23 protein-coding genes are annotated in these 22,555 nt (G+C 34.0%); 15 read left to right on the forward strand and 8 right to left on the reverse strand.

The window, feature by feature from the left end:
• Window positions 1-121 precede the first annotated feature (121 nt).
• From HNP25_RS01120 to HNP25_RS01165, 10 genes are all read left to right on the forward strand, one after another.
• The gene (locus HNP25_RS01120) at window positions 122-358 is read left to right on the forward strand and encodes an acyl carrier protein (protein WP_184128888.1); all 237 of its coding nucleotides are present in this window, start codon (window positions 122-124) and stop codon (window positions 356-358) included.
• Window positions 359-625: 267 nt separating this feature from the next.
• Entirely contained in the window at window positions 626-1,876 is a 1,251-nt protein-coding gene (fabF, locus tag HNP25_RS01125) for a beta-ketoacyl-ACP synthase II (RefSeq protein WP_184128891.1), read from the forward strand.
• 133 nt (window positions 1,877-2,009) lie between these two features.
• Entirely contained in the window at window positions 2,010-2,741 is a 732-nt protein-coding gene (gene rnc / locus HNP25_RS01130) for a ribonuclease III (protein ID WP_184128894.1), read from the forward strand.
• A gap of 503 nt (window positions 2,742-3,244) precedes the next feature.
• Complete coding sequence (locus tag HNP25_RS01135; RefSeq protein ID WP_184128897.1) at window positions 3,245-4,375, forward strand: hypothetical protein; 1,131 nt, start codon at window positions 3,245-3,247, stop codon at window positions 4,373-4,375.
• Between the two features lie 99 nt (window positions 4,376-4,474).
• Window positions 4,475-6,544 carry a ComEA family DNA-binding protein gene (locus HNP25_RS01140; RefSeq protein WP_229202749.1) on the forward strand — a complete coding sequence of 690 codons (2,070 nt, stop codon included), beginning with the start codon at window positions 4,475-4,477 and terminating at the stop codon, window positions 6,542-6,544.
• A gap of 275 nt (window positions 6,545-6,819) precedes the next feature.
• Window positions 6,820-7,920: a DUF262 domain-containing protein gene (locus HNP25_RS01145; RefSeq protein ID WP_184128900.1), complete on the forward strand. Its 1,101-nt coding sequence runs from the start codon at window positions 6,820-6,822 to the stop codon at window positions 7,918-7,920.
• A gap of 9 nt (window positions 7,921-7,929) precedes the next feature.
• Window positions 7,930-8,499: a hypothetical protein gene (locus HNP25_RS01150; protein WP_184128903.1), complete on the forward strand. Its 570-nt coding sequence runs from the start codon at window positions 7,930-7,932 to the stop codon at window positions 8,497-8,499.
• Between the two features lie 735 nt (window positions 8,500-9,234).
• The gene (locus HNP25_RS01155) at window positions 9,235-9,687 is read left to right on the forward strand and encodes a nuclear transport factor 2 family protein (protein WP_184128906.1); all 453 of its coding nucleotides are present in this window, start codon (window positions 9,235-9,237) and stop codon (window positions 9,685-9,687) included.
• A gap of 91 nt (window positions 9,688-9,778) precedes the next feature.
• The gene (locus tag HNP25_RS01160) at window positions 9,779-10,135 is read left to right on the forward strand and encodes a bleomycin resistance protein (RefSeq protein WP_184128909.1); all 357 of its coding nucleotides are present in this window, start codon (window positions 9,779-9,781) and stop codon (window positions 10,133-10,135) included.
• 11 nt (window positions 10,136-10,146) lie between these two features.
• Window positions 10,147-10,737: a hypothetical protein gene (locus HNP25_RS01165; protein WP_184128912.1), complete on the forward strand. Its 591-nt coding sequence runs from the start codon at window positions 10,147-10,149 to the stop codon at window positions 10,735-10,737.
• Window positions 10,738-10,761: 24 nt separating this feature from the next.
• On the opposite strand, the gene HNP25_RS01170 is transcribed toward HNP25_RS01165, so the two are convergent.
• From HNP25_RS01170 to HNP25_RS01200, 7 genes are all read right to left on the reverse strand, one after another.
• Window positions 10,762-11,166, reverse strand: coding sequence for a putative toxin-antitoxin system toxin component, PIN family (locus HNP25_RS01170; protein WP_221432358.1), 405 nt, complete (start codon window positions 11,164-11,166; stop codon window positions 10,762-10,764).
• A gap of 4 nt (window positions 11,167-11,170) precedes the next feature.
• Entirely contained in the window at window positions 11,171-11,374 is a 204-nt protein-coding gene (locus HNP25_RS01175) for a hypothetical protein (protein WP_184128915.1), read from the reverse strand.
• Between the two features lie 232 nt (window positions 11,375-11,606).
• Window positions 11,607-11,804 (reverse strand): type II toxin-antitoxin system RelE family toxin, encoded by a 198-nt coding sequence (locus HNP25_RS21760; protein WP_229202750.1) that lies wholly within the window; start codon window positions 11,802-11,804, stop codon window positions 11,607-11,609.
• A complete protein-coding gene (locus tag HNP25_RS01185) occupies window positions 11,794-12,009 on the reverse strand; it encodes a hypothetical protein (protein WP_184128920.1) in 216 nt (71 codons plus the stop codon). The genes HNP25_RS21760 and HNP25_RS01185 overlap by 11 nt, the downstream gene beginning before the upstream one ends.
• A 53-nt stretch (window positions 12,010-12,062) precedes the next feature.
• Window positions 12,063-12,542: a 2-C-methyl-D-erythritol 2,4-cyclodiphosphate synthase gene (ispF, locus tag HNP25_RS01190; RefSeq protein WP_184128923.1), complete on the reverse strand. Its 480-nt coding sequence runs from the start codon at window positions 12,540-12,542 to the stop codon at window positions 12,063-12,065.
• Between the two features lie 3 nt (window positions 12,543-12,545).
• Entirely contained in the window at window positions 12,546-13,421 is an 876-nt protein-coding gene (locus HNP25_RS01195; RefSeq protein ID WP_221432359.1) for an alpha/beta fold hydrolase, read from the reverse strand.
• Window positions 13,422-13,529: 108 nt separating this feature from the next.
• Window positions 13,530-14,756 carry an MFS transporter gene (locus HNP25_RS01200; RefSeq protein ID WP_184128929.1) on the reverse strand — a complete coding sequence of 409 codons (1,227 nt, stop codon included), beginning with the start codon at window positions 14,754-14,756 and terminating at the stop codon, window positions 13,530-13,532.
• Between the two features lie 261 nt (window positions 14,757-15,017).
• Here HNP25_RS01200 and HNP25_RS01205 point away from each other — a divergent pair, with 261 nt between their 5' ends.
• The gene (locus HNP25_RS01205) at window positions 15,018-16,208 is read left to right on the forward strand and encodes a Gfo/Idh/MocA family protein (protein WP_184129128.1); all 1,191 of its coding nucleotides are present in this window, start codon (window positions 15,018-15,020) and stop codon (window positions 16,206-16,208) included.
• Between the two features lie 57 nt (window positions 16,209-16,265).
• On the opposite strand, the gene HNP25_RS01210 is transcribed toward HNP25_RS01205, so the two are convergent.
• Window positions 16,266-16,550, reverse strand: a complete 285-nt coding sequence (locus HNP25_RS01210) for a YHS domain-containing protein (protein ID WP_184128932.1) — start codon at window positions 16,548-16,550, stop codon at window positions 16,266-16,268.
• A gap of 195 nt (window positions 16,551-16,745) precedes the next feature.
• Here HNP25_RS01210 and HNP25_RS01215 point away from each other — a divergent pair, with 195 nt between their 5' ends.
• From HNP25_RS01215 to HNP25_RS01230, 4 genes are all read left to right on the forward strand, one after another.
• Complete coding sequence (locus HNP25_RS01215) at window positions 16,746-17,798, forward strand: sensor histidine kinase (protein WP_184128935.1); 1,053 nt, start codon at window positions 16,746-16,748, stop codon at window positions 17,796-17,798.
• A 103-nt stretch (window positions 17,799-17,901) separates the two neighbouring features.
• Window positions 17,902-18,615: a LytR/AlgR family response regulator transcription factor gene (locus HNP25_RS01220; RefSeq protein WP_184128938.1), complete on the forward strand. Its 714-nt coding sequence runs from the start codon at window positions 17,902-17,904 to the stop codon at window positions 18,613-18,615.
• Window positions 18,616-18,775: 160 nt separating this feature from the next.
• Window positions 18,776-21,622 (forward strand): TonB-dependent receptor, encoded by a 2,847-nt coding sequence (locus HNP25_RS01225; RefSeq protein ID WP_184128941.1) that lies wholly within the window; start codon window positions 18,776-18,778, stop codon window positions 21,620-21,622.
• A gap of 62 nt (window positions 21,623-21,684) precedes the next feature.
• Window positions 21,685-22,548, forward strand: coding sequence for a DUF4249 domain-containing protein (locus HNP25_RS01230; RefSeq protein ID WP_184128945.1), 864 nt, complete (start codon window positions 21,685-21,687; stop codon window positions 22,546-22,548).
• Window positions 22,549-22,555: the final 7 nt, after the last annotated feature.

Genomic DNA, 22,555 nt, shown 5'->3' on the forward strand with positions numbered 1-22,555 from the left:
AATATTCTTTAAATAATTATAGTAAATCTTTTCATAGTAATGCGGTATTAAAAAAATGTTTGATAATCTAATTTTTATCATCATCTTTGCACCGTTTTTCTAACCAAAATTCGTTCTAAAAATGGCAGACATTGCAGAAAAAGTAAAAGGCATTATCGTCGAGAAGTTGGGCGTTGACGCAGCAGAAGTTACTCCAGAGGCTTCATTCACAAATGATTTGGGTGCAGACTCATTGGATACAGTAGAATTAATCATGGAATTTGAAAAGGAATTTAACGTTTCTATTCCAGATGATCAAGCTGAAAATATCCAAACAGTTGGTCAGGCAATCACATATCTTGAAGAAAACGCCAAGTAATCTGAACTTCTTTATGTGCTAATTTGAAAGTAAAATTATTGATTCTTCCTGAACCATAGTTTTATAGACAGATTAGCACATTTTTATTGATTTTCAGTTTAATTATGCTCAAATTTGAGTATTAATTATATGCTTAGATAGAAGCCCAAGAAGGTAAAATCAAGAAATTTTAAATAACAAGATGAGTTTGCTGACAATTTTTTCAAATATCATCTTTTGTCTTTCGTCTTTTATCTAATATAAAATTAGTTAAATTTTATTTTCCTCATGAAGAGTTTTAAAAGAGTAGTTGTAACGGGAATAGGTGCGTTGACTCCTATCGGAAATACTGTACCAGAATTTTGGGATGGACTAAAAAATGGAGTCAGTGGTTGTGATCATATCACAAAATTTGATGCTTCAAAATTCCGTACTCGCTTTGCTTGCGAATTGAAGAATTTTGATGTTACAAAGTTTATTCCCCGCCAAGATGCTCGTCGGATGGATCAATTTACGCAATACGCTGTTGTTGCTGCTGATGAAGCCATTGTGGATTCAGGTCTTGATCTTGAAAATATAGATAAAAATAAAGTAGGTGTAATTTGGGGTTCTGGTATCGGAGGCTTAAAAACTTTTGAAGATGAAATGATATACTTCGGAAAAGGCGATGGTACTCCTAAAATCAATCCTTTCTTTATTCCGAAAATGATTGCCGATTCAGCTTCTGGCAATATTTCAATTCGCCACGGTTTCCGTGGACCAAACTACGTAACGGTTTCGGCTTGTTCTTCTGCCAATAATGCGATTATTGATGCTTTTAATTATATCAGATTAGGACGTATCAATATTTGTGTAACGGGTGGTTCGGAAGCGGCTGTAACGATTGCAAGTGTGGGTGGTTTTACGGCTATGCGTGCGATGTCTGAACGCAATGATGACCCTAAAACGGCTTCTCGTCCTTATGACAAAGACCGTGACGGTTTTGTTGTAGGTGAAGGTGCTGGTGCATTAATCCTTGAAGATTATGACCATGCGATTGCTCGTGGGGCAAAAATCTATGCTGAGTTAATCGGTGGAGGTTTTTCTTCAGATGCTTATCACATCACAGCTCCACATCCAGACGGTTATGGTGCATTACTTTCAATGAAAGATGCCCTTGACGATGCTGGAATTCAACCAGAAGAAATAGATTATATCAATACTCATGGTACTTCAACACCACTTGGTGACCCTCAAGAATTAAAAGCTATTGTAGATTTATTTGGTGAGCATGCTTACAAAATGAACATTAGCTCTACAAAATCTATGACTGGACACTTATTGGGTGGAGCTGGAGCGATTGAAGCTGTTGCTTCAATTTTAGCTTTACAACATCAAATGGTTCCACCAACGATTAACCACTTCACGGAAGATCCAGAAGTTGATAATCGTTTGAACTTGACTTTGAACAAGGCTCAAGAAAGAAAAATTGATGTTGTTTTAAGCAATGGTTTTGGCTTCGGAGGTCATAATGCTACAGTTATTTTCAAAAAAATATAGCTTTATCGTTGATAGTGTAATAGGGGATAATTGATAGTAGTTAAGGCGAAGTCAAATTTTTTTATTAATGTTGCAATCTCATTCAATCAGCTTTAGCTATTAGGTTTTAACTATCAATTATCATTTTAAAAATATGCTATCACCAATTATTGATTTTTTTTCAAGTGATCCTAAAGACAAAAAGTTAAAAAATGCAGTAGAACATATTATCGGAGAGAATCCCTCGAATTTAATGTTGTATCGTTTAGCTTTTATGCACTCTTCGGTATCAAAAGAAACTATAGCTAAAGGTTACAAGGATTCTAACGAACGCCTTGAATTTTTAGGAGACTCAGTATTAGGGATGATTACAGCTGAATATTTGTTTAAAAAATTCCCTTTTAAAGACGAAGGTTTCCTGACTGAAATTCGTTCAAGAATGGTTAGTCGTGAGTCTTTGAATGTTGTGGCTAGAAAAATTGGGTTGGATAGACTTGTTGAATATGATGGAAATCGTAAAACAGTTTTGACTAGAACATCAATGTATGGCGATGCACTCGAAGCTTTAATCGGTGCGATTTACTTAGACAAAGGGTTTCGATTTACAAGGTCGTTTATCATTAAAAAAATACTTACTCAGCATTTTGATATTGAGACGGTTGTTCAGAATAATCCTAATTTTAAATCAATTGTCATAGAATGGGCTCAACGAGAAGGAAAACCGATTAGGTTTGAAATCATCGAAGAAGGCTCAAAACATAATAAAGAGTTTACAGCAACGATTTTTGTGAATGAAGAAGCCTTCTCTATTGGACAAGGCTATTCCAAAAAGAAAGCTGAGCAAACAGCAGCCATGAAAGCCTGCGAAAAGCTAGAAATTAGTTAACATAAACATGAGTCATCCTGAATTTTTCTTAGAATAGTGATGTTTCAGACAGTTTGAAAGGTTTCCTATTTATTATTGTCTAGTCCTTACTTTTCTTGTCTTGAAACAAGAAAAGTAACAAAAGAAATTCAAGAATTCCTAAACTCGCTTCGCTCAAACAGTAGGAATTCATTACTCATCAATCACAAAAAAGCGGTCAAATATTAATTTTGACCGCTTTTTTGTGATTTTAAAATTAGGGATAACTCATATTTGTGGATTTTAACTTAACCCTTTGGTTCAAAAATGCCAAAAAAGGACTTCTTTCTGAGGGATTTATTGGTTAGTGTTTTTTTATTGAATAATCTTTGGTTCAATTTTTGCGTTTAATCTATTACTTGTTGCTTGGTTATTCTATTGATTGAATAAACTCTCTTCTTTCAGACTGATTAAAGCACTAACTTTGTTAATAAGTACTAATCATTACGTTATTTCAAATAGTTTAAAAGACCCTCTAAGAAATCATGAAGTTAGATTTTTCGGTAATCGAAAATTACGGACAACAATATGCCGCCCAAGTTTGTGATGAATTCTTCAATAGAACTGCTACAATCAATGGTCAACAAATCTTAAAACTCAGTAACGTTGCACAAGTAAATATGTTTGTGGTAAACGATTTGTTCGAGAAATGGAAAGCTGACACAGAAGCATTTAAAAGCCCTTACTTTAATTTTGATAATGACGACGTAAAAGCTGCTTTGAAAGCTTTTATGAATACGGCTTCACAACATATTATGGTGAAACGAGAGCATTTTGAACCAATGCTATCGAAAGCAGTTGTTAAAACCATTATTCTTTTACTAGACCCAAGTAAATATTTCGACGACTTCGTCAGAGATTCTCCAGAGTTTACACTTACCAAAGAGCGTTTGGCACAACTTGTAAAATATACAAAAATCAACAACCATATTGCCAAGTCGATGGTGGAGAAAATGGGAAGTGAAGATAAAGTATATGTAACGGTTGCTTTGAATTGGCTCAAGGAAATCAGCGATAAAGTAGAATTTGAAAATGCGGATAAATTTTTTGAAATATTATCAGCAAAAGTACCTTTCAGAAAAGAATCTTTTATCAAAGCTAGTCCGAAAGTCATTGAAGAAATTCCAGTGAAGAAAGCTGCTAAATCTTTTTTTGACATTGAACCAGAAGAAGATTTAGATGATGAAAATGTGCCTTTGCCAACAGTTGATAAAATTCAAGCGGAAATTGATAGAAAAGGAACGCCAGCAGAAATCAAATTACCTGGAATTGACCGCCTCAATGATACTTTCACAGGCGATTTACCAACGGTAAACGATTTATTGAAAAGAGATGCTATTGTTGGCGGTACTCCATTGGCTGATTTGGCCTTTAATCGTCCCATCAAGAGTATTGCAGATGGCGTGAGTTTAAATCAGAAATTTGTGTTTATTGGTAAATTATTTGATGGCGACATCAATGCTTACAGCAATGCCATTGATAAGATAGATGCTTGCGACAATTTATCAGACGCAAAAAATTATATGAATAAGTTTTTAGCACCAAAATATAATTGGATTTCTGTCGCTGAAGAAGCCAACGATTTTTTAGAAGTAGTTGCTAGAAAATTTCAGTAAAAATATTTAACTTGTTAGTACAAAGCGATTTAGATGATGCTTTTGGTTTAAACACTCAAAGCATCATTTTTTTTGTACTGCACATTAAATATTTCTACTATGAAAAAAATACTACTCCTTACAATGAGTATCGTTCTTTCGACTCATGTAAAAGCACAAGAACTTTCTACACAAGAAAGTAATATCCGAAACCTCATTCAAGAAATCTTGGGAAATCCTGTCGATGGTGTTTCTGAAGAATTGTTTGAATCGCTCTACCAAAACTATTTGAATCCTTTGGATTTGAATAAAGTCTCCCGTCAAGAACTAGCATCTCTTTACTTGCTTTCTGAAAAACAATTGAATGCCTTTTTTACTTATCGAGAAAATGTAGGAAAACTATTGTCAATCTATGAATTGCAAGCCATTCCAGACTTTGATTTACCGACCATTTATAAATTCATTCCCTTCGTGCGGGTAAATTCGGATGGATTTTCTATCAAAACCTTTCAAAATAGCTTGCAGAAAGCCAATCAATACTTCTTACTCAGATACACGCAGTATTTAGAAACCAAAAAAGGTTTTACCGAACCAGATGCACGCAGTAAAGTGCGTTATGAAGGTTCGCCGATGAAATTATATGCACGCTATAAAATCGCTTTGCCCAAAGATTTTAGTGCAGGTTTCACCATCGAAAAAGATGAAGGTGAAAGTCAGCTTATAGATTTTACTTCCTTTCATTTTCAAATACAAAACAAAGGACATTGGAAAAACATCACTTTGGGTGATTATCAACTCCAATTCGGACAAGGCTTGGTTTCAGCCGCTGGATTTTATTTGGGGAAAGGTGCTGAAACCGTTTTAACGACTCGTAGAAATCATCTTGGCACTCGTCCATATTCTTCGGTGATGGAAAGTAATTTCTTTCGTGGTGGTACTGCTACTTATCAAATTCATTCTTTAGATGTTACTGCTTTCTATTCTCGAATGAATCGTGATGCAAATTTGGCTCAGGATAAAAGCACCAATGCAGACTATGTTACTTCCTTGCAAACTGCTGGTTTGCATCGCACGCCTTCGGAAATTGCTGATAAAGGCTCTTTGATGGAAGAAAATTATGGACTAAACATAAGCTTTCACAACAGGATTACTACTTTTCAAGCAGGAATTACTTTGCTACAAACCAATTTTAGTTTGCCCTTGATTAAAGCTGAAAAAGCCTATAATCAATTTGAGTTTTCGGGAAAGGAAAACTTCTTGGCTGGCTTGCATTGGACGTATCATTTCCAGAATTATAATCTTTTTGGAGAAGTTGCCCGTTCCGAAAGTGGAGGAGTAGGGGCAGTAACGGGTATTTTAGCGAGTTTAAGTAAACATACCGATATTTCGCTAATGCTTCGGAATTATGATAAAAATTTCCATAGTTTTTATGCCAATGGCTTTTCTGAAAACTCCCGAAATATCAACGAACGGGGAGTTTATACGGGCATCAAACATGCTATCAACAGAAAATGGTTGGCTTCGGCTTATTTCGATTATTTTTATTTTCCTTGGTATCGTTACTTGGTGGATAAACAGCCAACCAAAGGCTTTGATTATTTGGGGCGTTTGACTTTCCAACCTTCTAAAAAGCTACAGGCTTATCTGCAAATCAGGCAAGAGAATAAAGAAGAGAATACTAAAATTACCGAAACGTATTTGGATAAAGGGAAGGAGAAAACAAGAGAAATTACCGTGGTGAGGGAAAGAACCAAAAGGGCTTTGTTGGTGAATGTAAATTACAAACTCTCTAAAACTTGGGAATTTCAAACAAGGGCTTCGGCAAGTACTTTTCAGTTTGATGGACAAGCCCTTACCAAAGGTTTTGCCATTGCCCAAGATGTCAATGCAGATTTTGGTCGGATTGCTTTATCGGGTAGAATTGCCTTTTTCAAGACGGATGATTATGATAACAGACAATATTTCTATGAACAAGATGTCCTCTATGCCTTTTCATTTCCTGCTTATTACGAACATGGTTTTCGGCATTATCTCTTGGCGAAATACAAAATCAATCGGAATGTAGATGCTTGGATTCGTTGGGCAAGAACGGATTTATTGGGCGATGCTCTTACTTTTGGTTCAGGTTTAGATGAAATCTCCGCTCCGCATCGTTCAGAAGTGAAAGTACAGTTGAGGTTGCATTTTTAGCGGTGAGTTGCAAACCTATGAGGTTTTTAAAACCTCATAGGTTTGCAACTCCACTTCATTTCAATAGAGGTGGACTTAAGTCCACCCCTATTGAAATGAAGTGATAAATACTCATGGTATTACTTTCTTTAGTTTGTGGCATTGAAATTTGTTTTATTTGAATAAATGAACCTGTGGCTATAAATGCTTACCATTTATTATTTATTACTACCTTCAGATGTGTTATGCTTTTTAACTAAATTAGAGCTTTAGAAAATATAAATAAGAACTATTGTATGTCAGATATAAAAGATACCAAAGTATATAACATTAATGATTTTCTTAATTGGAATGATAAAGGAGATTTATCTATTTCACCAAAATATCAACGCAATCCTATTTGGAATGAGAAAGCTAAATCTTATTTGATTGATACCATTGTTCGAGGATTACCAATTCCACCTATATTTATGAGACAAACTATAGATGCGAATACAAGAAAAACAACAAGAGAGATTGTTGATGGGCAACAACGTTTAAGAGCTATTATTTCTTTTATTAGCGGAGATTTTCCAATATTGAAATCTCATAGTAAAGAATTTGGAGGTATGTTTTACAATGACTTAGAAGAAGATATTCAGATTCAAATTTTAGAATATAATATTCCAGTTGAAGTTGTCAAAATAAAAGATGATGCAAGTATTTATGATATGTTTGCTCGACTAAATACTAATAGTATGACAGCAAATGAACAGGAATTAAGAAATGCTAAATATTGGGGAGAGTTTAAAGTATTTGTTTATAGAAAAGCAGCAGAATGTAGAGATTTTTTTATTGAAAATTCAACATTTAGAGACAAAGATTTATCAAGAATGAAAGATATTGAATTTGTATCATCAATAATCATGTTTTTAAACGATGGCATAATTGCAGAATCTAGGATAATAATAGACAAATACTATGAAAAATTTGATGAAGGATTTGAACAAGCTAATGATATAGAAATTAAGTTTGATAGGCTTTTTCAAATATTAAATCAAATATTTAATAGCGAAAAGTTTACTACGTCATATTTTCACAGGAAAAACTATTTTTTTACCTTGATTTGTGTCATCATACATCAGATGTATGGAATTAAAAATTTTAGTGGAAGGCGTAACGACCAATTTAGTGTGAATAATTTTATTGACAATGTAGATATATTTATTAATTTATTGATGAATTTTGAGTCTGATTTTCAGAAGTTTATGCAAAAAGAAGGTCAAATATTCAGTAGTTCAAAAATACAAATGCTATCAGGGTTTGAAAAGCATCATGTGACAAGAACTACAAGCCAAGCTGAAAGAACAGAAAGAATAAAAATATTAAATGATTTTATTTACGCTGAAAAAGAATAAAAGTAATGTATGAACAATGATGAATTAAAGTCTGAGATTGATTATTGGAAGACATTCTTTCAAGGAAATCCTAATCTTGATGAAAGAGTTTATGAAATTGCCTTCTTTAAAATATTTGTAAAATTTGAAATATTTATATCACAACTTTTTATAGAATATGCAATAGGTGGGAGTAGTATTAGTGGGTTTCAAGCAGAGAGAATACTTAATTTTAGAGATAGGAGTCACTTAGAAAAAGTTTTGAAAGGTAGGAACTCAAGGTTTATAGATTATACTTCTAAAATCGAAGAAATATCTGAATATATTTTTGAAAGTGATAAAAACCCATTTTATGTAATAGAATCTGCAACCTATAAAGAATTATTTCTAGAAATGAAAATACTCAGAAACTTTATAGCACATGAAAGCGAAGAGTCAAAAACTAAATATGTGAGAAAAGTTCTGAATAATCAAGTATTTATTTCCGTTGGAAAACATATGCAAAATAAAGTTTCAAGGTCTAACACAAAAAGTAATTATACTGAATATATAGAAAAAATGTTAGAAGTATCAGAGCTTCTACTCAATCCAGTATTTTAACTCTCCAACAGGTCTTATTCTCTCCTAAGCCCTAAAACATAAAAGAGCGTCCCTCACAAAATTTGTCAAGGGGTTATTTATAGCAAGTTGAAATTGTCTGTGGAGACATATACAATGGCTAAGAGATTAAGCAACCTGACTGAGGGATTTTGCTTCCCGACTGAGAGATTAAGTAACTTGACTGAGGGATTTTGCTTCCCGACTGAGGGATTAAGCAACTTGACTAAGGGGTTTTGCTTCCCGACTGAAAGATTTTGCTTCCCGACTAAGAGATTAAGCAATCTGACTGAGGGATTTTGCTTTCTGACTGAGAGATTAAGCAACCTTACTAAGGGATTTTGCTTCCCGACTGAGAGATTAAGCAACTTGACTGAGGGATTTTCCAACTAGTCTTAGGTTCTCCAACTGGTCTTAGGTTCTCCTAAGACCTAAAACATGGAAGAGCGTCACGCTCGAAATTTGTTAAGCAAGAAAATAAAAATACAATACAAGCATATTCTTAATTTATACAGGTTAAACGCATTTAAATATTAAAGAGCATTTCGATTAGATATTGGTCCCTTGCTGTTCCAAGTCTTTTTTGACTTGGAACGATAAATAAAATGTAGTCTGAGACTACAAGCGTATTTGTTATTCATAGTTTTAAAACTTTGAATATCGGAGACAAAGTAAATTATCATCACACCCAACAGTATAAAATTTTACTAAACTTTATTCATCAACAAAACAGCTAAAATGAAGACAAAACATGTTCTTTTATGCCTCGTATTATTTCTGACAAGTAATATGGTTTTGGGACAAACTAAACAAGATAGTTTAGCCATCAAACAAGCCGCTCTTGACTATATAGAATCTCAACATAAACCAAATCCTAAACAAATGGATGGGGCATTACACCCTAGAATGGTTAAACGTACTTTTTGGAAAGACAAAGCGACAGGAAAAGATTATGTCCGAGAAACGACAACAGAATCGATGGTTTTGCTAGCAGAAAGTTATAATAAGAATGGCGATAAATTCCCCTCGTCACCTAAAAAAGAAGTTATACTGCTTGATGTTTCAGAACGTACAGCCTCTGTAAAATTAATTGCCGACGAATGGATTGACTATATGCACATTGTGAAACTTAATGGTACTTGGAAAATCATTAATGTTCTTTGGCAGTATAAAGACACCAAACAGCATTAGTGAATTTCGCCTTGGAACGATAAATAAAATGCAGGAACTGTCTGCAAATATTTTACAAACAATATTTCTTTTAGCATTAAACAATTAAAATATGCTTACCGACATCAATCCTAAACTTCCCATGCGTAATAAAACTATTACAAGGGATTTTTACATAAAGCAATTGGGCTTTCAAGAATTTGGGAGCGCTGATTTTGAGGGTTACTTGATGGTGCAAAAAGATAAAATACAAATTCACTTCTTTGAGTTTACAGCATTAGACCCAACCGAAAACTATGGTCAGGTATATATCCGAACAGATGATATTGACCAATTGTACCAAACGTTTTTAGCCAACAAAACCATTATCCATCCAGCAGGACATTTACAGCTAAAACCGTGGGGACAAAAAGAATTCTCAATCCTAGACCCTGACAATAATCTGCTGACTTTTGGGCAGAGTGTTTAAAATTATTTAAGATGAATTTCAAAAAGACATTCAATAATTACAAGCAATTAATACCAATCATTTTTTTAGCTTTTTATTGTTTAGATACAATTGCAACAGCCATTGATGGTACAGTAGTGATACTTTATAAAACTGAGGAGTTTGAGTTAGCAATTCAGCATTATCTTGCTTTCGGGGCGGTAGTCATCAATATGTATTTGTTTTTCTTCCACAAAGTTTTTTACAAGTATGGTTTAATTTTAATAATTCTATTGGGACTTTTTAATATACTTACTTTTTCTCCTTTACGAGAAACTATTAGTTTAAAAGGATTACCAATTGGTTTTCAACCTTCTACACTGTTAGCTGGCTTGTTGGCTTATGTTATTAATTTTGATCGAGCTACTAAGTTTATACTCCGCACAGTAAGAACAAATTATACTTCTGAACAAATAGTAAAGATTGAACAGAAGAAATTTACCGAGGAAACTCAAAAGTTTATATCACGCTATAAAGCATACTCAACGGAAAGTTTACATCAAATAGTAAGAGAAAACGAGTTTGTTCCTGCTGCGATTGAAGCAGCCAAACAACTGATTGAAGCAAGAGAGAAGAAGAGTTGATGGATATGGGATTATAGTGTTACTTTAAGTTAATAATTGTTTGAAATTTTCCGCAGTAATTACAGGTATTTTAGGGAAGTCAAGTTTTTTTAGAATATTGAAATGTTTGTCATCAGTTACAATATAATGAGCATTACCAACAAAAGCACAATCTACAAATTTGTTGTCATCAGGGTCAGATTCAATCAGATTAAGCTGAAAGAATGCTTCAACTTTTTCCACATTTGGTATGATTATCAAGAAGTCAAGGAAGTTTTTAGCGATACTTTTATTGAAAAATTGGGTTATTTTTTCCTCATATTCTAATAGGATTTCAGTACTTATCAATGCTGAATAGCTTTGTAAGTACAATTCATCAATCAGCATAGCATATTCAGATTTACTTGAAATAGCTCTTAATATTACGTTGGTATCTAATACAACCTTCATGGAATTAATCTATTTCTTGTATTTGAGCATCTGTATAGCCTTTTTCCTCCCAAATTTTATCGGCAGATTGACGCATTCTATCCAAGAAAAATTTTGCCATTGTCTTTTTTAGTTCTAATAATGTTTCATCAGATACGCCTGTTGCATAAAGCTTCAATAGTTCTAATTGAACATTTGAAAGTGGAGGATTACTTGCTGGCTGTGTCATTGCTTGATAATTTTTAGTAAAATAGAGTTTTTTGTAAATATGTTTTAGCGTTCTATGTTAACTATTAACTAAATTCTTTTATCTATACGGATTTTATTGTTTAAGCTGATAAAACATCAATTAGCATTTGTAGTTCTTTGGCAGAAATATTAGCTTGTTCAGATTTATCGTAAATGTCCATTAAGAATACCGTTTCATTTACAACACGGACATAAGTAATTAATCTTCCTCCTCAGCTTTTACCTTTTCCTTTACTGGAAATAGCGACCTTTACTTTATAGTAATCCTTACCAATGGCTGTACCCATAGTAGGGTTTTCGGAAAGTTCGTAAATAATAGATGCTAAATCTTTAGCCAGCGATTTATATTTTTTAGCAAGCCTTTTTAATTTACGTTCAAAAGGCTCAGTAGCAATAACATCATAATTCATCTAACAAAGCTTTGGCTGATTTTAACTTTTTCTGTCCTTTCTCGTACAATTTTACATCATTAAATGCCTCTGCCAAATCCTTTATGAATTGACTTCTATCTTCATCTTTTACTTCTTTTAAGATGTTGACATAATCAAGTCCCTTCAAATGTTCCATAAAAGCAGGTACTTGACTATTTTCTTTGATGTCTAATATGATAGTCATGATAATTAGATTTTTATTGAACGATTAACCAAAGTAAATATAAGCAAATAAACCTACTCTTTACAAATCAAAGCCACACATTGGGCGGCTATGCCTTCGCCACGTCCTACGAAACCGATGTGTTCTGAAGTAGTCGCTTTGATAGCAATGTCTTCTTCGGGAATGTTCATTACTTCTGCCAAACAGGTTTTCATGGCTGGAATATGCGGATTGAGTTTGGGTTCTTGTAAAATCACCGTTACGTCAAGATTATTTACTTCCCAACCTGCTTCTCGAATCATTTCTAATACTCTTTTTACCAAAATCTTAGAGTCAACGCCTTTGTATTTTGGGTCTTTGTCGGAGAAATGATACCCAATATTTCGCATATTGGCAGCACCCAAAAGGGCATCACAAATTACATGACAAACGATGTCGGCATCTGAATGCCCAACAGCTCCATGTGTATGGGGAACGATAATTCCGCCTAACCAAAAATCTCTTCCTTCTTCCAGACGATGTACGTCGTAGCCTTGTCCTACTCTTAGTTTCATGTTTTAGCTTATAGCTTTCTTTATTAAAAACGGATGCGACCATGGCACGAAATGATTCATGGTATCTACCCGTATGATTTCTACTTTTGATGAATTTACCAACATTTTTTTGGCAAAATCTGCATTTTTCGGATTCACCAACATATCTTTTCCACCTTGAATCACGATAACGGGCTGCCGAATATTTTTCCACAAAGGTAACATCTTTTCTAATTCTGGTTTCAAATATAAGATTTCATCATTAGAAGCCCGAAAAGAAGCAGGAATTAATACTCGGATAGGCGTAAATGCCATTGGAATTCTAAACCATTTTTCATTGGGTTCTAAATCTGGTGCGATAGAACCTGCTACGATAATCAGTTTATCAATCAATTCGGGATACTCCATCGCCATTTTTGCGATAACTGGACCACCTAAAGAATGTCCGATGAGGATAATTTTTTTACCAAAACGTTTTTGATATGCTACGATAGGTTTCAGTAACTCTACTTGAGTTTGTAAAGATTTTTCGCCTTCTCCAAGTTCAGACTTTCCAAAACCAATTCTATCCACTGAAACTATTTTCACTTTTTTTAGTAGAAAAGTATCTTTCATAAAATCAATAAAAGCCGACCAAGAACCGGGCGAACCATGTACAAAGAAAGCCACGGGAAGTGAATCATTACCGATTTCAGCAAAATTCATTTTCGTTCCTTGTACTTCTATTTGATGTTGAATTGGTTTTTGTTTGAAGCCAGCAAATGCCTTATCAATTTCTTGCTGATTCATTCTGAAGCTAAAACAAGAAGATAATATTTGTGAGATGATAAAGAGAATGATATATGCTACAATTAACCTTTTCCCGATTTTTAACATGGTTGTTTGATTTATTTTAATCATAAAATTCAATCTTTAAAACTTGCTGAAAGGTCGGGAAAAAGACAAAGAAAACCCCACAGAATAACAAGTATTTGTGGGGTTTCGTTTGCAAGAAATTTTAAGTATATGTTATGCCTTAGCAGAAGTACCTTTACGCATATAGAAATATAAGCCAGTAAAAGCAACAACCAATATTAATGGGAAAATCATCATTGTACTCAACGTACTCTGTCCTGCTGCTAATTCCATCGCATCACCCGTTAAGCCAGCTGCTGTTTGTTCTGTTTTGGCAGTATCAATCCAACGACCAATAATTGGTTGAAAAATAGAAGTAGAAAACATACCAACTCCTCCTACGATTGACATCCCCAACGCTCCAGAAAGTGGTACTTTTTCGGCAACAAATCCAATCATATTTGGCCAGAACAATGCTACACCCATTGCAAAGAAAACAGCGGCTACGTAGGCCATTCCACCCGTTTGGGTACTTAATAGATAAATTCCGATGGTAGCTAGAATAGCAGAACCAAGCAATACTCCTGTTTGGTCAAATTTTTTCACAATAGAGCCTGCAAAAAATCTAATAACTGCCATTAAACCTGTTACCAAAGCCAAAATCAACATTGGACTTGCCCCCGATTTACTCATGATTAATCCTGTCCATTGTTGTGGACCAAACTCGGTGATAGCAGTAATAGCCATGCAAGCAAACATAAAAATATACAAAGGTGTTACCATGGCTTGAAGGTTTTTACCGATTGAAGTAACTCCTTCAGTTTTTGGTTTTGGAAATGTTTGACCCCAAAATAAATAAGCATAAATCACAGTAGGAATTAAAATCAACCAGATTTGTGCTTGCCAGCCCAAATTGGCATCCGTCATAAATTTAGAAAGTAAACTTCCTAATACAATTCCGCCAGGAAACCACATGTGGAATCTGTTCAATTTTGTACTCATTTCAGCACCTTGATAAGTATCGGCAATCATTGGATTACAAGCAGCTTCCGTACAGCCATTGCCAATTCCAATAAAAAAAGTTGATATTAAAAGTCCTGTATATCCACCAAGAAGTCCAGGATATAACGTTAAAATAATACCTAAAGCATGACACACAAAAGCTACCATCATGATATTTTTTGGACCAAAAGTATGATAAACTAATCCTCCAACAATCATGGCAATCGGGAAACCTAAAAACCACATTGAATTAATAAAACCTAATTGCTCGCCTGATAAATTGAAATCGGTTGCCAATTGGGGCAAAATACCCGCACGAATGCTAAATGAAAATGCCGTTGTAATCAAAGCAAAACAGCTTGCGTTAAATAATCTTGACTTGTTAATAGTTTGATTCATAATTGATTAGGGATTGAAAATTGATTGGATTAGTTTGGAATCTTAGATATGTGAAAAATCATCAGAGAAAAATCTATCAAAAAAACGAATTTTTTTTCAGATTGTCTGTAAGTTCTTATCAGTATTTTTATGAAATTTTGTACTGAGTTTATCACAAGAAAGGATTTAATTAGGATCCTATGCGGTAAATTTGTGGTAATAAAATACATAAAACAATTACTTACCGACTGATTGATACGAAAAATGGCAAGAAAAATTAGAATGGGGATGATTGGTGGAAGCTTGGAAGCTTTCATCGGAGCTGTTCACCGTCGTGGAGCGGCATTGGATGGCGAAATTGAATTAGTTTGCGGAGCCTTTAGTTCTGACCCTGCAAAGTCAAAAGCTACAGGTGAAGCATTGTATCTTTCTCCCGACCGTGTTTATGGTTCATTTGAGGAAATGATTTTGGCTGAAAAAGCATTGCCAGAAGGAGAAAGAATGGATTTTGTTTCAATTGTTACTCCAAACCATGTTCATTTTCCTGCTGCAAAAATGGCATTAGAAAATGGTTTTCATGTGGTATCTGATAAACCAGCTACCCTGAATTCTAAAGAAGCCTATTTATTAAAAGATATTATTGAAGAATCAGGATTGATTTATGCTTTAACGCATAACTACGCTGGTTATCCAATGGTGAAAGAAGCAAGAGCTTTGATAAAAGCAGGTGCAATTGGTAAAATTCGTAAAGTAATTGTTGAATATCCACAAGGTTGGTTGGCACAATTAGTGGAAGCAACAGGTCAGAAACAAGCTGCTTGGAGAACCGACCCAGCAAGAAGTGGTGCAGCAGGTGGAGTAGGAGATATTGGTACGCACGCTGAAAACTTAGCTGAATATATTACTGGTTTAAAAATTACTGAGATTTGTGCTGATTTAACGATTTTCGTAGAAGGTCGTCAGTTGGATGATGATGCTAACATGCTTTTACGTTTTGATAACGGAGCGAAAGGGATTTTGCACAATTCACAAATTTGTAATGGTGAAGAAAACGATTTGAATATCAGAGTATATGGTGAATTTGGTGGTTTGAAATGGAAACAAATGGAGCCTAATACGTTGATTTTAACCAACCAAGAAAACGGTTCAAGAATTATCCGTACTGGAGTGGGGAATTTGTCAAAAGCTGCTCAGGCACATACTCGTCAGCCAGCAGGTCATCCAGAAGGTTATATCGAGACCTTTGCCAATATTTACAGAAACTTTACTTACGCACTTCGTGCAAGATGGGGAGAGGAAGCACAGAAAAATGCTACTGGTGGATTAAACGGAGAAGGTGAAAATACTTCGGGATACGACCCTGAAATCCATGATTTTATGGGAATCGAAGAGGGTTTACGTGGAATGGTGTTTATTGATACCGTTTTAAAATCAAATGCAGCTGGTGCAGTTTGGACTAAAATGGAAGTTTAGTTTTAGCAGCAATAGAAATCCCTCCAAAATTTATTAAATGTTTTTGGAGGGATTTTTTTAACGCTTCACAGCCGCTTTCACAGCATATTTTTCAGGATTTTTATCAAACATTTCTTTGCAAACAATACTACAGAAATTCACTTTTTTCCCTTGATAAGTAGAGGTATTTTTAGCGTCTTTCTCTACGTGCATTTTGCAAATTGGGTCTTTGCCTTCTTCTAAAATTACTTCTTTCTTTACTTTGTTAATGGTGGCTTTTGCCGCTTTATTAGGTTTTTCTTGCGGATATGCTACGTTTCCGATGGCTGTAAGTACAGCGAAGCTTAATATTAATTGTTTCATTTTCTGATTGAATGGATTGTGTTGGAAAAATTAGATTTGATTTTCAATGGTCGCTTTTATAAGCTTAATGGTCTGCACAAATTTACGGAATATACTATTATGTTTTTTAACAGGTTATCTTTAATTAAATTTGTCTGACTGCCTGTTTATCAATAGGCTATTCAATGAATAACTGCTTTAAATGAGATGTCTCAAATGACCAAGATTAATTTAACAAAATATCAAGTTGTGTTTCTCCATATTGCATTTTGGGCTTTTATGTTGGCATTACCATTCTTGTTACAACCTCAAAGTACAGAACCTATTAAGGCAATTATTCGTCGTCCACCACTAATACCAAGGGTATCAATCACTACTTTTTTTGCCATTTTTACTTTATTGAACATTCCTTTTTTTTATTTGAATAGTAATTTTTTAATACCTAAAATTTTAAAGACTAAAGGTATTTGGTGGTATTTACTTTCGATTACTTGCTTGATTGCTTCGGTATTTTTCTTGAATGCAATTGTTAAGACTGTTTTTTTTCAGGCAAAGTTTACTCCCAGAACTGGCTTTACCTTTCAAATACTTTTCTTCTTAGCCATCAGTACTTCTTATCGTATAGTATCGGACAGCCTTGAAGATGAAAAATTTAAAAAAGAACAAGAGAATGAACGATTAAAATCTGAACTTTCCTTTTTACGCTCGCAGATTAGTCCTCATTTTATATTTAATGTATTAAATAGTATTGTTTCACTCTCAAGAAGAAAACCAGAGAAAGTAGAACCTGTAGTGGTAAAACTATCTGATTTAATGCGTTATATGCTCTATGAATCTGACGATGCAATGGTAACCTTGGGGCGAGAAGCTCAGTACCTCAGAGCATATATTGAGCTTCAACAATTACGTTTTGGCGATGATATAGACATTAATTTTGAAGTTGGGAATTTAGATAAAAATCAAACGATTGAACCTATGTTGTTGATCCCTTTTGTGGAAAATTCTTTTAAACATGGCGTCGGCATGATTCAGAACCCAACAATTGATATTACTTTAACAACTCAAAAAAACAGTTTGACATTTGAAGTAAGGAATAAAGTAAACCGACAGTTTATAGAAAAGAAAGATGAAGCTTCTGGAATTGGTCTTGCCAATGTAAAACGTAGGTTGGAATTACTTTATCCAGAGAATCATCAGCTAATCATTAAAAATCAAGACGATTATTATAAAATAAAACTTGTCATCATCCGAAAAGATGAGTTGTCTTAATTTGATTTTTGTAATATTCTAATAGCACAAAAAGAGTATCTTTGAAGAGAGATAAAATATAATTACGCTTTCGGAGCGTTAATTGTGATAAATAAGATTGCTTATGCTGAATTGTATTGCCGTAGATGATGAAAGTTTAGCCCTTGATTTACTTGAGGACAATATTAATAAAATACCATTTCTGAAACTCGTAAAACGCTGTAAAAATGCTTTTGATGCGATTGAAGTTTTACAAAATGGACAAATAGATTTGATATTTCTGGATATACAAATGCCCGGAATTACAGGCGTTCAGTTTTTGCATAGCCTGAAAACGAAGCCAATGGTGATTTTTGTTACGGCTTACAAACAATATGCACTTGAAGGTTTTGAATTAGATGTGGTAGATTATCTTTTGAAACCTATTGACTTTGAAAGATTTTTAAAAGCGGTCAACAAAGCATCTGAATTATTTACTTTAAGAAATAAGCCACAAGTAAGCGAAGAACCACTTGTGGATAAAATATCTGCCATTTTTGTAAATGCTGATTATTCTTTAGTGAAAATAAAGGTTTCGGAAATTACTTATATTGAAGGTTTGAAAGACTATATCAAAATTTACACTTCAACTTCTTCAAAACCCATCGTTACCAGAATGACGATGAAAGCCATTGAAGAGAAACTCCCAACACCCGATTGCTACAGAGTACACAAGTCTTTTATTGTATCGTTAGATAAAATCGAATCTATCAGAAACTTGAAGATTAAAATCGGTAATGCACAAATTCCCATCAGCGAAAGTTACTCAGAAGGCTTTTTTAAAAGTATAGGTCAATAAGTAAACACATTGCTCGTTTTAATAATCAGATAAAGATATTTAACATTTTTTAACGCAACTATCGCACAATAATAGCGGTCTATTTGATGTATTCTAAAGTAAGTGGCAATTTATGAGAAGATTGCCCTAACTTTGTACTCGGATTAACCAACTGTATTTCATGAAAAAACTTTTTCTATTAACCACTTTAGTACTATTCTCAGTGAAGGTATTTTCGCAGGTTACAACAACTACTGGGATTACTATCAAAGATGAATTCTATAATAATCGCCCTCTAGCCGAAATTTTAGCTGATTTAGAAACAAAAGTAGGTGCTAAATTTGTATATGACCCAACTAAAATTAAAGGCTTATATGCAAGTTACTGGTTTGATAATATGCCATTGGAAACAGGTATGAGAGGACTTTTGAAAGGTTCTGGTCTGAAGTTTTATGTAGATGATAATCAATTAGTTCATATTGTTCCTAAATCACAAAAAGTCTATGTGAAAAGTAGTTACAATAGTGGTACTTATTACGGAGGAAATTCTGCCGTACCTGCCCCAACAATTGCTGATGCAGGAATTACTGCTCCATCGCCACAAGGAACTACGCCACAAATTGCTGTAAATCGCCCTGCGATGGAAGCAATTCCACAAAATACTCGTCGCCAAGCTGCTTTAAAACCTGCTACGAAATTCGATTTTACTTTTACAGGGAAAATTCTTGATGCTCGTTCATCAGAACCACTTCCATTTGTTAATATCATGATTAAGAGTAAAAAAACTGGCACACAAACCAATGTGGATGGTTATTTTACGCTCTTGAAAGTGCCGACAGATACAACAACCTTAATTTTAAGCTACATTGGTTATGTAACTACGACGATAAAATTGGTTCCTGATGCACCCATTTCAGGTATTACTATCGAAATGGAACCAGATAATACTGAATTGGATGAAGTAGTTGTGAAAGGCGAAAAAACAGAAGTATTGAAAGCTGCTGAAACAATTGGTATGTTTAAAATGACTCCTCGCAATATTGCAAAATTACCAAACGTTGGTGAAAAAGATATTTTCCGTTCTTTTCAATTAATGCCAGGTATTAGTGCTGCTAACCAATCGTCTTCTGGTTTGTATGTTCGTGGTGGTACGCCAGACCAAAACCTTGTACTTTATGATGGTTTCACAGTTTATTATGTTGACCACCTTTATGGTTTTTTCTCAGCTTTTAACTCAAATCCAATCAAAGATGTACAGCTTTACAAAGGTGGTTTTGATGCTAAATTTGGGGGAAGAATTTCATCAGTAGTTGAAATTACAAGTAAAGATGGTAATAAAAGAGAATTTAATTTTGGCGGGGATTTAAGCTTAATCAGTGCCAATGTTTGGGCAGAAGGGCCAGTTACTAAAGATAAAAAAGTAACTTTCTCTGTAGCGGGTCGTCGTTCATGGGCAGGTCCTTTATATAATAAAATCTTCAATACTTTTAATTCAAGTACAACCACAACACAAGGTGCTGGATTTGGTGGCGGAGGTTTCCGTCAAGCACAGAGTGCTCAAACGGCAACATCATATTTTTATGATTTGAATGGAAAAATTACTTTCAAACCATCTGAAAATGAAAACGTAAGTTTGAGTATTTATAACGGAGAAGATTATCTTGATAATTCGCAGAATTTAGGTTTGCCATTTGGTGGCGGAGGCGGTTTTAACAATACTGACCTTTCTAAATGGGGAAACACTGGTACGAGTTTGAAATGGTCGAAAAAATGGAGTGATAAATTCTATACAAATACCTTGATTAGTTATTCTAACTTCTTTAGTGGAAGAGATAATACGAGTGAAAACTCATTTGTAAGAAATAACGAAACCACTACCGTTAAGTTTGGTTCTATCGAAAGTAACGATTTGAAAGACTTTTCTGCTAAAACTGATATTGAATACAATACTTCAAAAAGTAATCAGTTAGCTTTTGGTATTCAAGCAACAAGACTTAACATTCAATATTCTAACAGTCAAAATGATACGACTGTAATTATTGCTAAAAATGATAAAGGAAGTTTGTTGACCGCTTATTTACAAGACCAAATAAAATTATTTGATAGTAAATTGGTGTTGAAAGCTGGTATCAGAGCCAATTATTTTGATGTAACTAGTAAAAACTATTTTGAACCAAGACTTTCAGGTACTTACTCAGTAAATGACCGTTTGAAGTTTAAAGGAGCTTGGGGTATCTATTACCAGTTTGCAAAACAGGTTGAAAGAGAAGATATTTCAAACGGAAGTCGTAATTTCTGGGTTTTGGCTAATAATTCTTATTTACCAGTTACTTCTTCAACGCATTACATTTTCGGGTTTAGTTATGAATTAGACGATTACCTTTTTGATGTGGAAGGATATTATAAGGATATTCAAAACGATACTCGTTATACATTACGTTTTGCCCCACAAATTGGACGTGGTTTAATTGCGAACGAAACATTCTTCAACGGTACAGGTAAAGTAAAAGGAATTGACTTTTTGGTTCAGAAGAAATTTGGTAATTATACAGGTTGGGTTGGTTATACTTTTGCTCATTCTGATAAATATATCGCTCAATTCTCAGCCAATTCTTTCCCTTCAAACTTTGATGTAAGACACGAATTCAAATCGGTTAATATTTATAAATTAGGTCGTTGGGATTTAGCCGCTACTTGGATTTATGCTTCTGGAAAACCTTATACTTCAATTGTGGGCGGTTATACCGTAAAATTATTAGACGGAACTGAAATTGACTTTACAAATCCATCAATTACGAATGGAAATCGTTTGCCAGCTTCGCATCGTTTAGATGTTTCAGCTACATATAATTTCTCACGTGGAAGTATCGGATTCTCGGTATTTAATGCTTACGGAAGAACAAATGTTTGGTACAAAAAATATCAAACCATTACTGATGCAACTACAGGAGATAAGTATCTTTCAATTACGGATGTCAATTATTTAGGTTTCACGCCTAACATCACATTTAGTTATAAGTTCAAGTAAGTTGAAATGTTTTTTGTTTTGGGTTATCTAGTCAAGCAAAAAATCAAATTAAAGAAGAAAAAATGAAATCATATATCAGTTATATATCATCAAAAAAGAGCCTCTTTACTTTTGTATTGAGTGTTTCATTACTTGGTTTTTTAATTTCTTGTGAAGAGGATTCTAATTTTATTCAAGGAGGAGCTAAACCGATTGTAGAAGCTTATTTAGTGGCGGGTAAACCTATTTCTTTGATTGTGAAAAAAGAAATTGCCTACAATGAAGATACTTCAAATACGCAAACGCCAATTAATGGATTAGACATCAAAATTTCGGATGGTACAAATACTTATGCGTTAACTTCGGTAGGAGAGGGTTTGTATAAATCAGATACAAATGTAAAGCTGAAGGTTGGTGTTACTTATAATTTGTCATTTGTTTATAATGGTAATCCTGTAACGGCAAGTACAATTATTCCAACAAAACCAGTTGGTTTTAAAACGGATATTACTTCGATTGCACGAACAAAACTGAATCTATCATCTGGTGGAGGTTTTGGTGGAGGTGTTGATGAAAACGTAAATGTTAATTTAACGTGGAGTAACACGACTAGTGATTATCATTTTGTAGTAGTTGATAACCTTGAAGTTAGCCCAGTATTAATTATTACTTTGCCTACAACGACTAATTTTAGCGATTTAACAAGACGCTTTAGAAGTCAACCAGTACAAGGAACTACTACGATATTACGTTCTCAGCAATTTCAATATTTTGGAAAACATAATATTGTGTTGTTAAAAGTAAATCCAGATTATGCAGCTTTGTATAACAGTACAGGAAGTACTTCGCAAAACATCAGTACGCCACCTAGTACAATTACTAATGGATTAGGTATCTTTACAGGTGTAAATGCAGATACTTTAGCGTTTACGGTTAAACAAAAATAAGCTTTTC

Origin of the sequence: Arcicella rosea, assembly GCF_014204325.1 — a bacterium.
Lineage (GTDB): Bacteria > Bacteroidota > Bacteroidia > Cytophagales > Spirosomataceae > Arcicella > Arcicella rosea_A.

Excerpts from the sequence above, each read along its gene's own strand:
- HNP25_RS01215 (WP_184128935.1), top strand. The coding sequence starts at position 16,746 with ATGACCAAGATTAATTTAACAAAATATCAAGTTGTGTTTCTCCATATT.
- HNP25_RS01155 (WP_184128906.1), top strand. The coding sequence starts at position 9,235 with ATGAAGACAAAACATGTTCTTTTATGCCTCGTATTATTTCTGACAAGT.
- HNP25_RS01135 (WP_184128897.1), top strand. The coding sequence starts at position 3,245 with ATGAAGTTAGATTTTTCGGTAATCGAAAATTACGGACAACAATATGCC.
- HNP25_RS01120 (WP_184128888.1), top strand. The coding sequence starts at position 122 with ATGGCAGACATTGCAGAAAAAGTAAAAGGCATTATCGTCGAGAAGTTG.
- HNP25_RS01210 (WP_184128932.1), bottom strand. The coding sequence starts at position 16,550 with ATGAAACAATTAATATTAAGCTTCGCTGTACTTACAGCCATCGGAAAC.
- fabF (WP_184128891.1), top strand. The coding sequence starts at position 626 with ATGAAGAGTTTTAAAAGAGTAGTTGTAACGGGAATAGGTGCGTTGACT.
- rnc (WP_184128894.1), top strand. The coding sequence starts at position 2,010 with ATGCTATCACCAATTATTGATTTTTTTTCAAGTGATCCTAAAGACAAA.
- HNP25_RS01160 (WP_184128909.1), top strand. The coding sequence starts at position 9,779 with ATGCTTACCGACATCAATCCTAAACTTCCCATGCGTAATAAAACTATT.
- HNP25_RS01200 (WP_184128929.1), bottom strand. The coding sequence starts at position 14,756 with ATGAATCAAACTATTAACAAGTCAAGATTATTTAACGCAAGCTGTTTT.
- HNP25_RS01170 (WP_221432358.1), bottom strand. The coding sequence starts at position 11,166 with ATGAAGGTTGTATTAGATACCAACGTAATATTAAGAGCTATTTCAAGT.
- HNP25_RS01225 (WP_184128941.1), top strand. The coding sequence starts at position 18,776 with ATGAAAAAACTTTTTCTATTAACCACTTTAGTACTATTCTCAGTGAAG.
- HNP25_RS01205 (WP_184129128.1), top strand. The coding sequence starts at position 15,018 with ATGGGGATGATTGGTGGAAGCTTGGAAGCTTTCATCGGAGCTGTTCAC.
- HNP25_RS01165 (WP_184128912.1), top strand. The coding sequence starts at position 10,147 with ATGAATTTCAAAAAGACATTCAATAATTACAAGCAATTAATACCAATC.
- HNP25_RS01230 (WP_184128945.1), top strand. The coding sequence starts at position 21,685 with ATGAAATCATATATCAGTTATATATCATCAAAAAAGAGCCTCTTTACT.
- HNP25_RS01185 (WP_184128920.1), bottom strand. The coding sequence starts at position 12,009 with ATGACTATCATATTAGACATCAAAGAAAATAGTCAAGTACCTGCTTTT.
- HNP25_RS01145 (WP_184128900.1), top strand. The coding sequence starts at position 6,820 with ATGTCAGATATAAAAGATACCAAAGTATATAACATTAATGATTTTCTT.
- ispF (WP_184128923.1), bottom strand. The coding sequence starts at position 12,542 with ATGAAACTAAGAGTAGGACAAGGCTACGACGTACATCGTCTGGAAGAA.
- HNP25_RS01150 (WP_184128903.1), top strand. The coding sequence starts at position 7,930 with ATGAACAATGATGAATTAAAGTCTGAGATTGATTATTGGAAGACATTC.
- HNP25_RS01195 (WP_221432359.1), bottom strand. The coding sequence starts at position 13,421 with ATGATTAAAATAAATCAAACAACCATGTTAAAAATCGGGAAAAGGTTA.
- HNP25_RS01140 (WP_229202749.1), top strand. The coding sequence starts at position 4,475 with ATGAAAAAAATACTACTCCTTACAATGAGTATCGTTCTTTCGACTCAT.
- HNP25_RS01220 (WP_184128938.1), top strand. The coding sequence starts at position 17,902 with ATGCTGAATTGTATTGCCGTAGATGATGAAAGTTTAGCCCTTGATTTA.
- HNP25_RS21760 (WP_229202750.1), bottom strand. The coding sequence starts at position 11,804 with ATGAATTATGATGTTATTGCTACTGAGCCTTTTGAACGTAAATTAAAA.
- HNP25_RS01175 (WP_184128915.1), bottom strand. The coding sequence starts at position 11,374 with ATGACACAGCCAGCAAGTAATCCTCCACTTTCAAATGTTCAATTAGAA.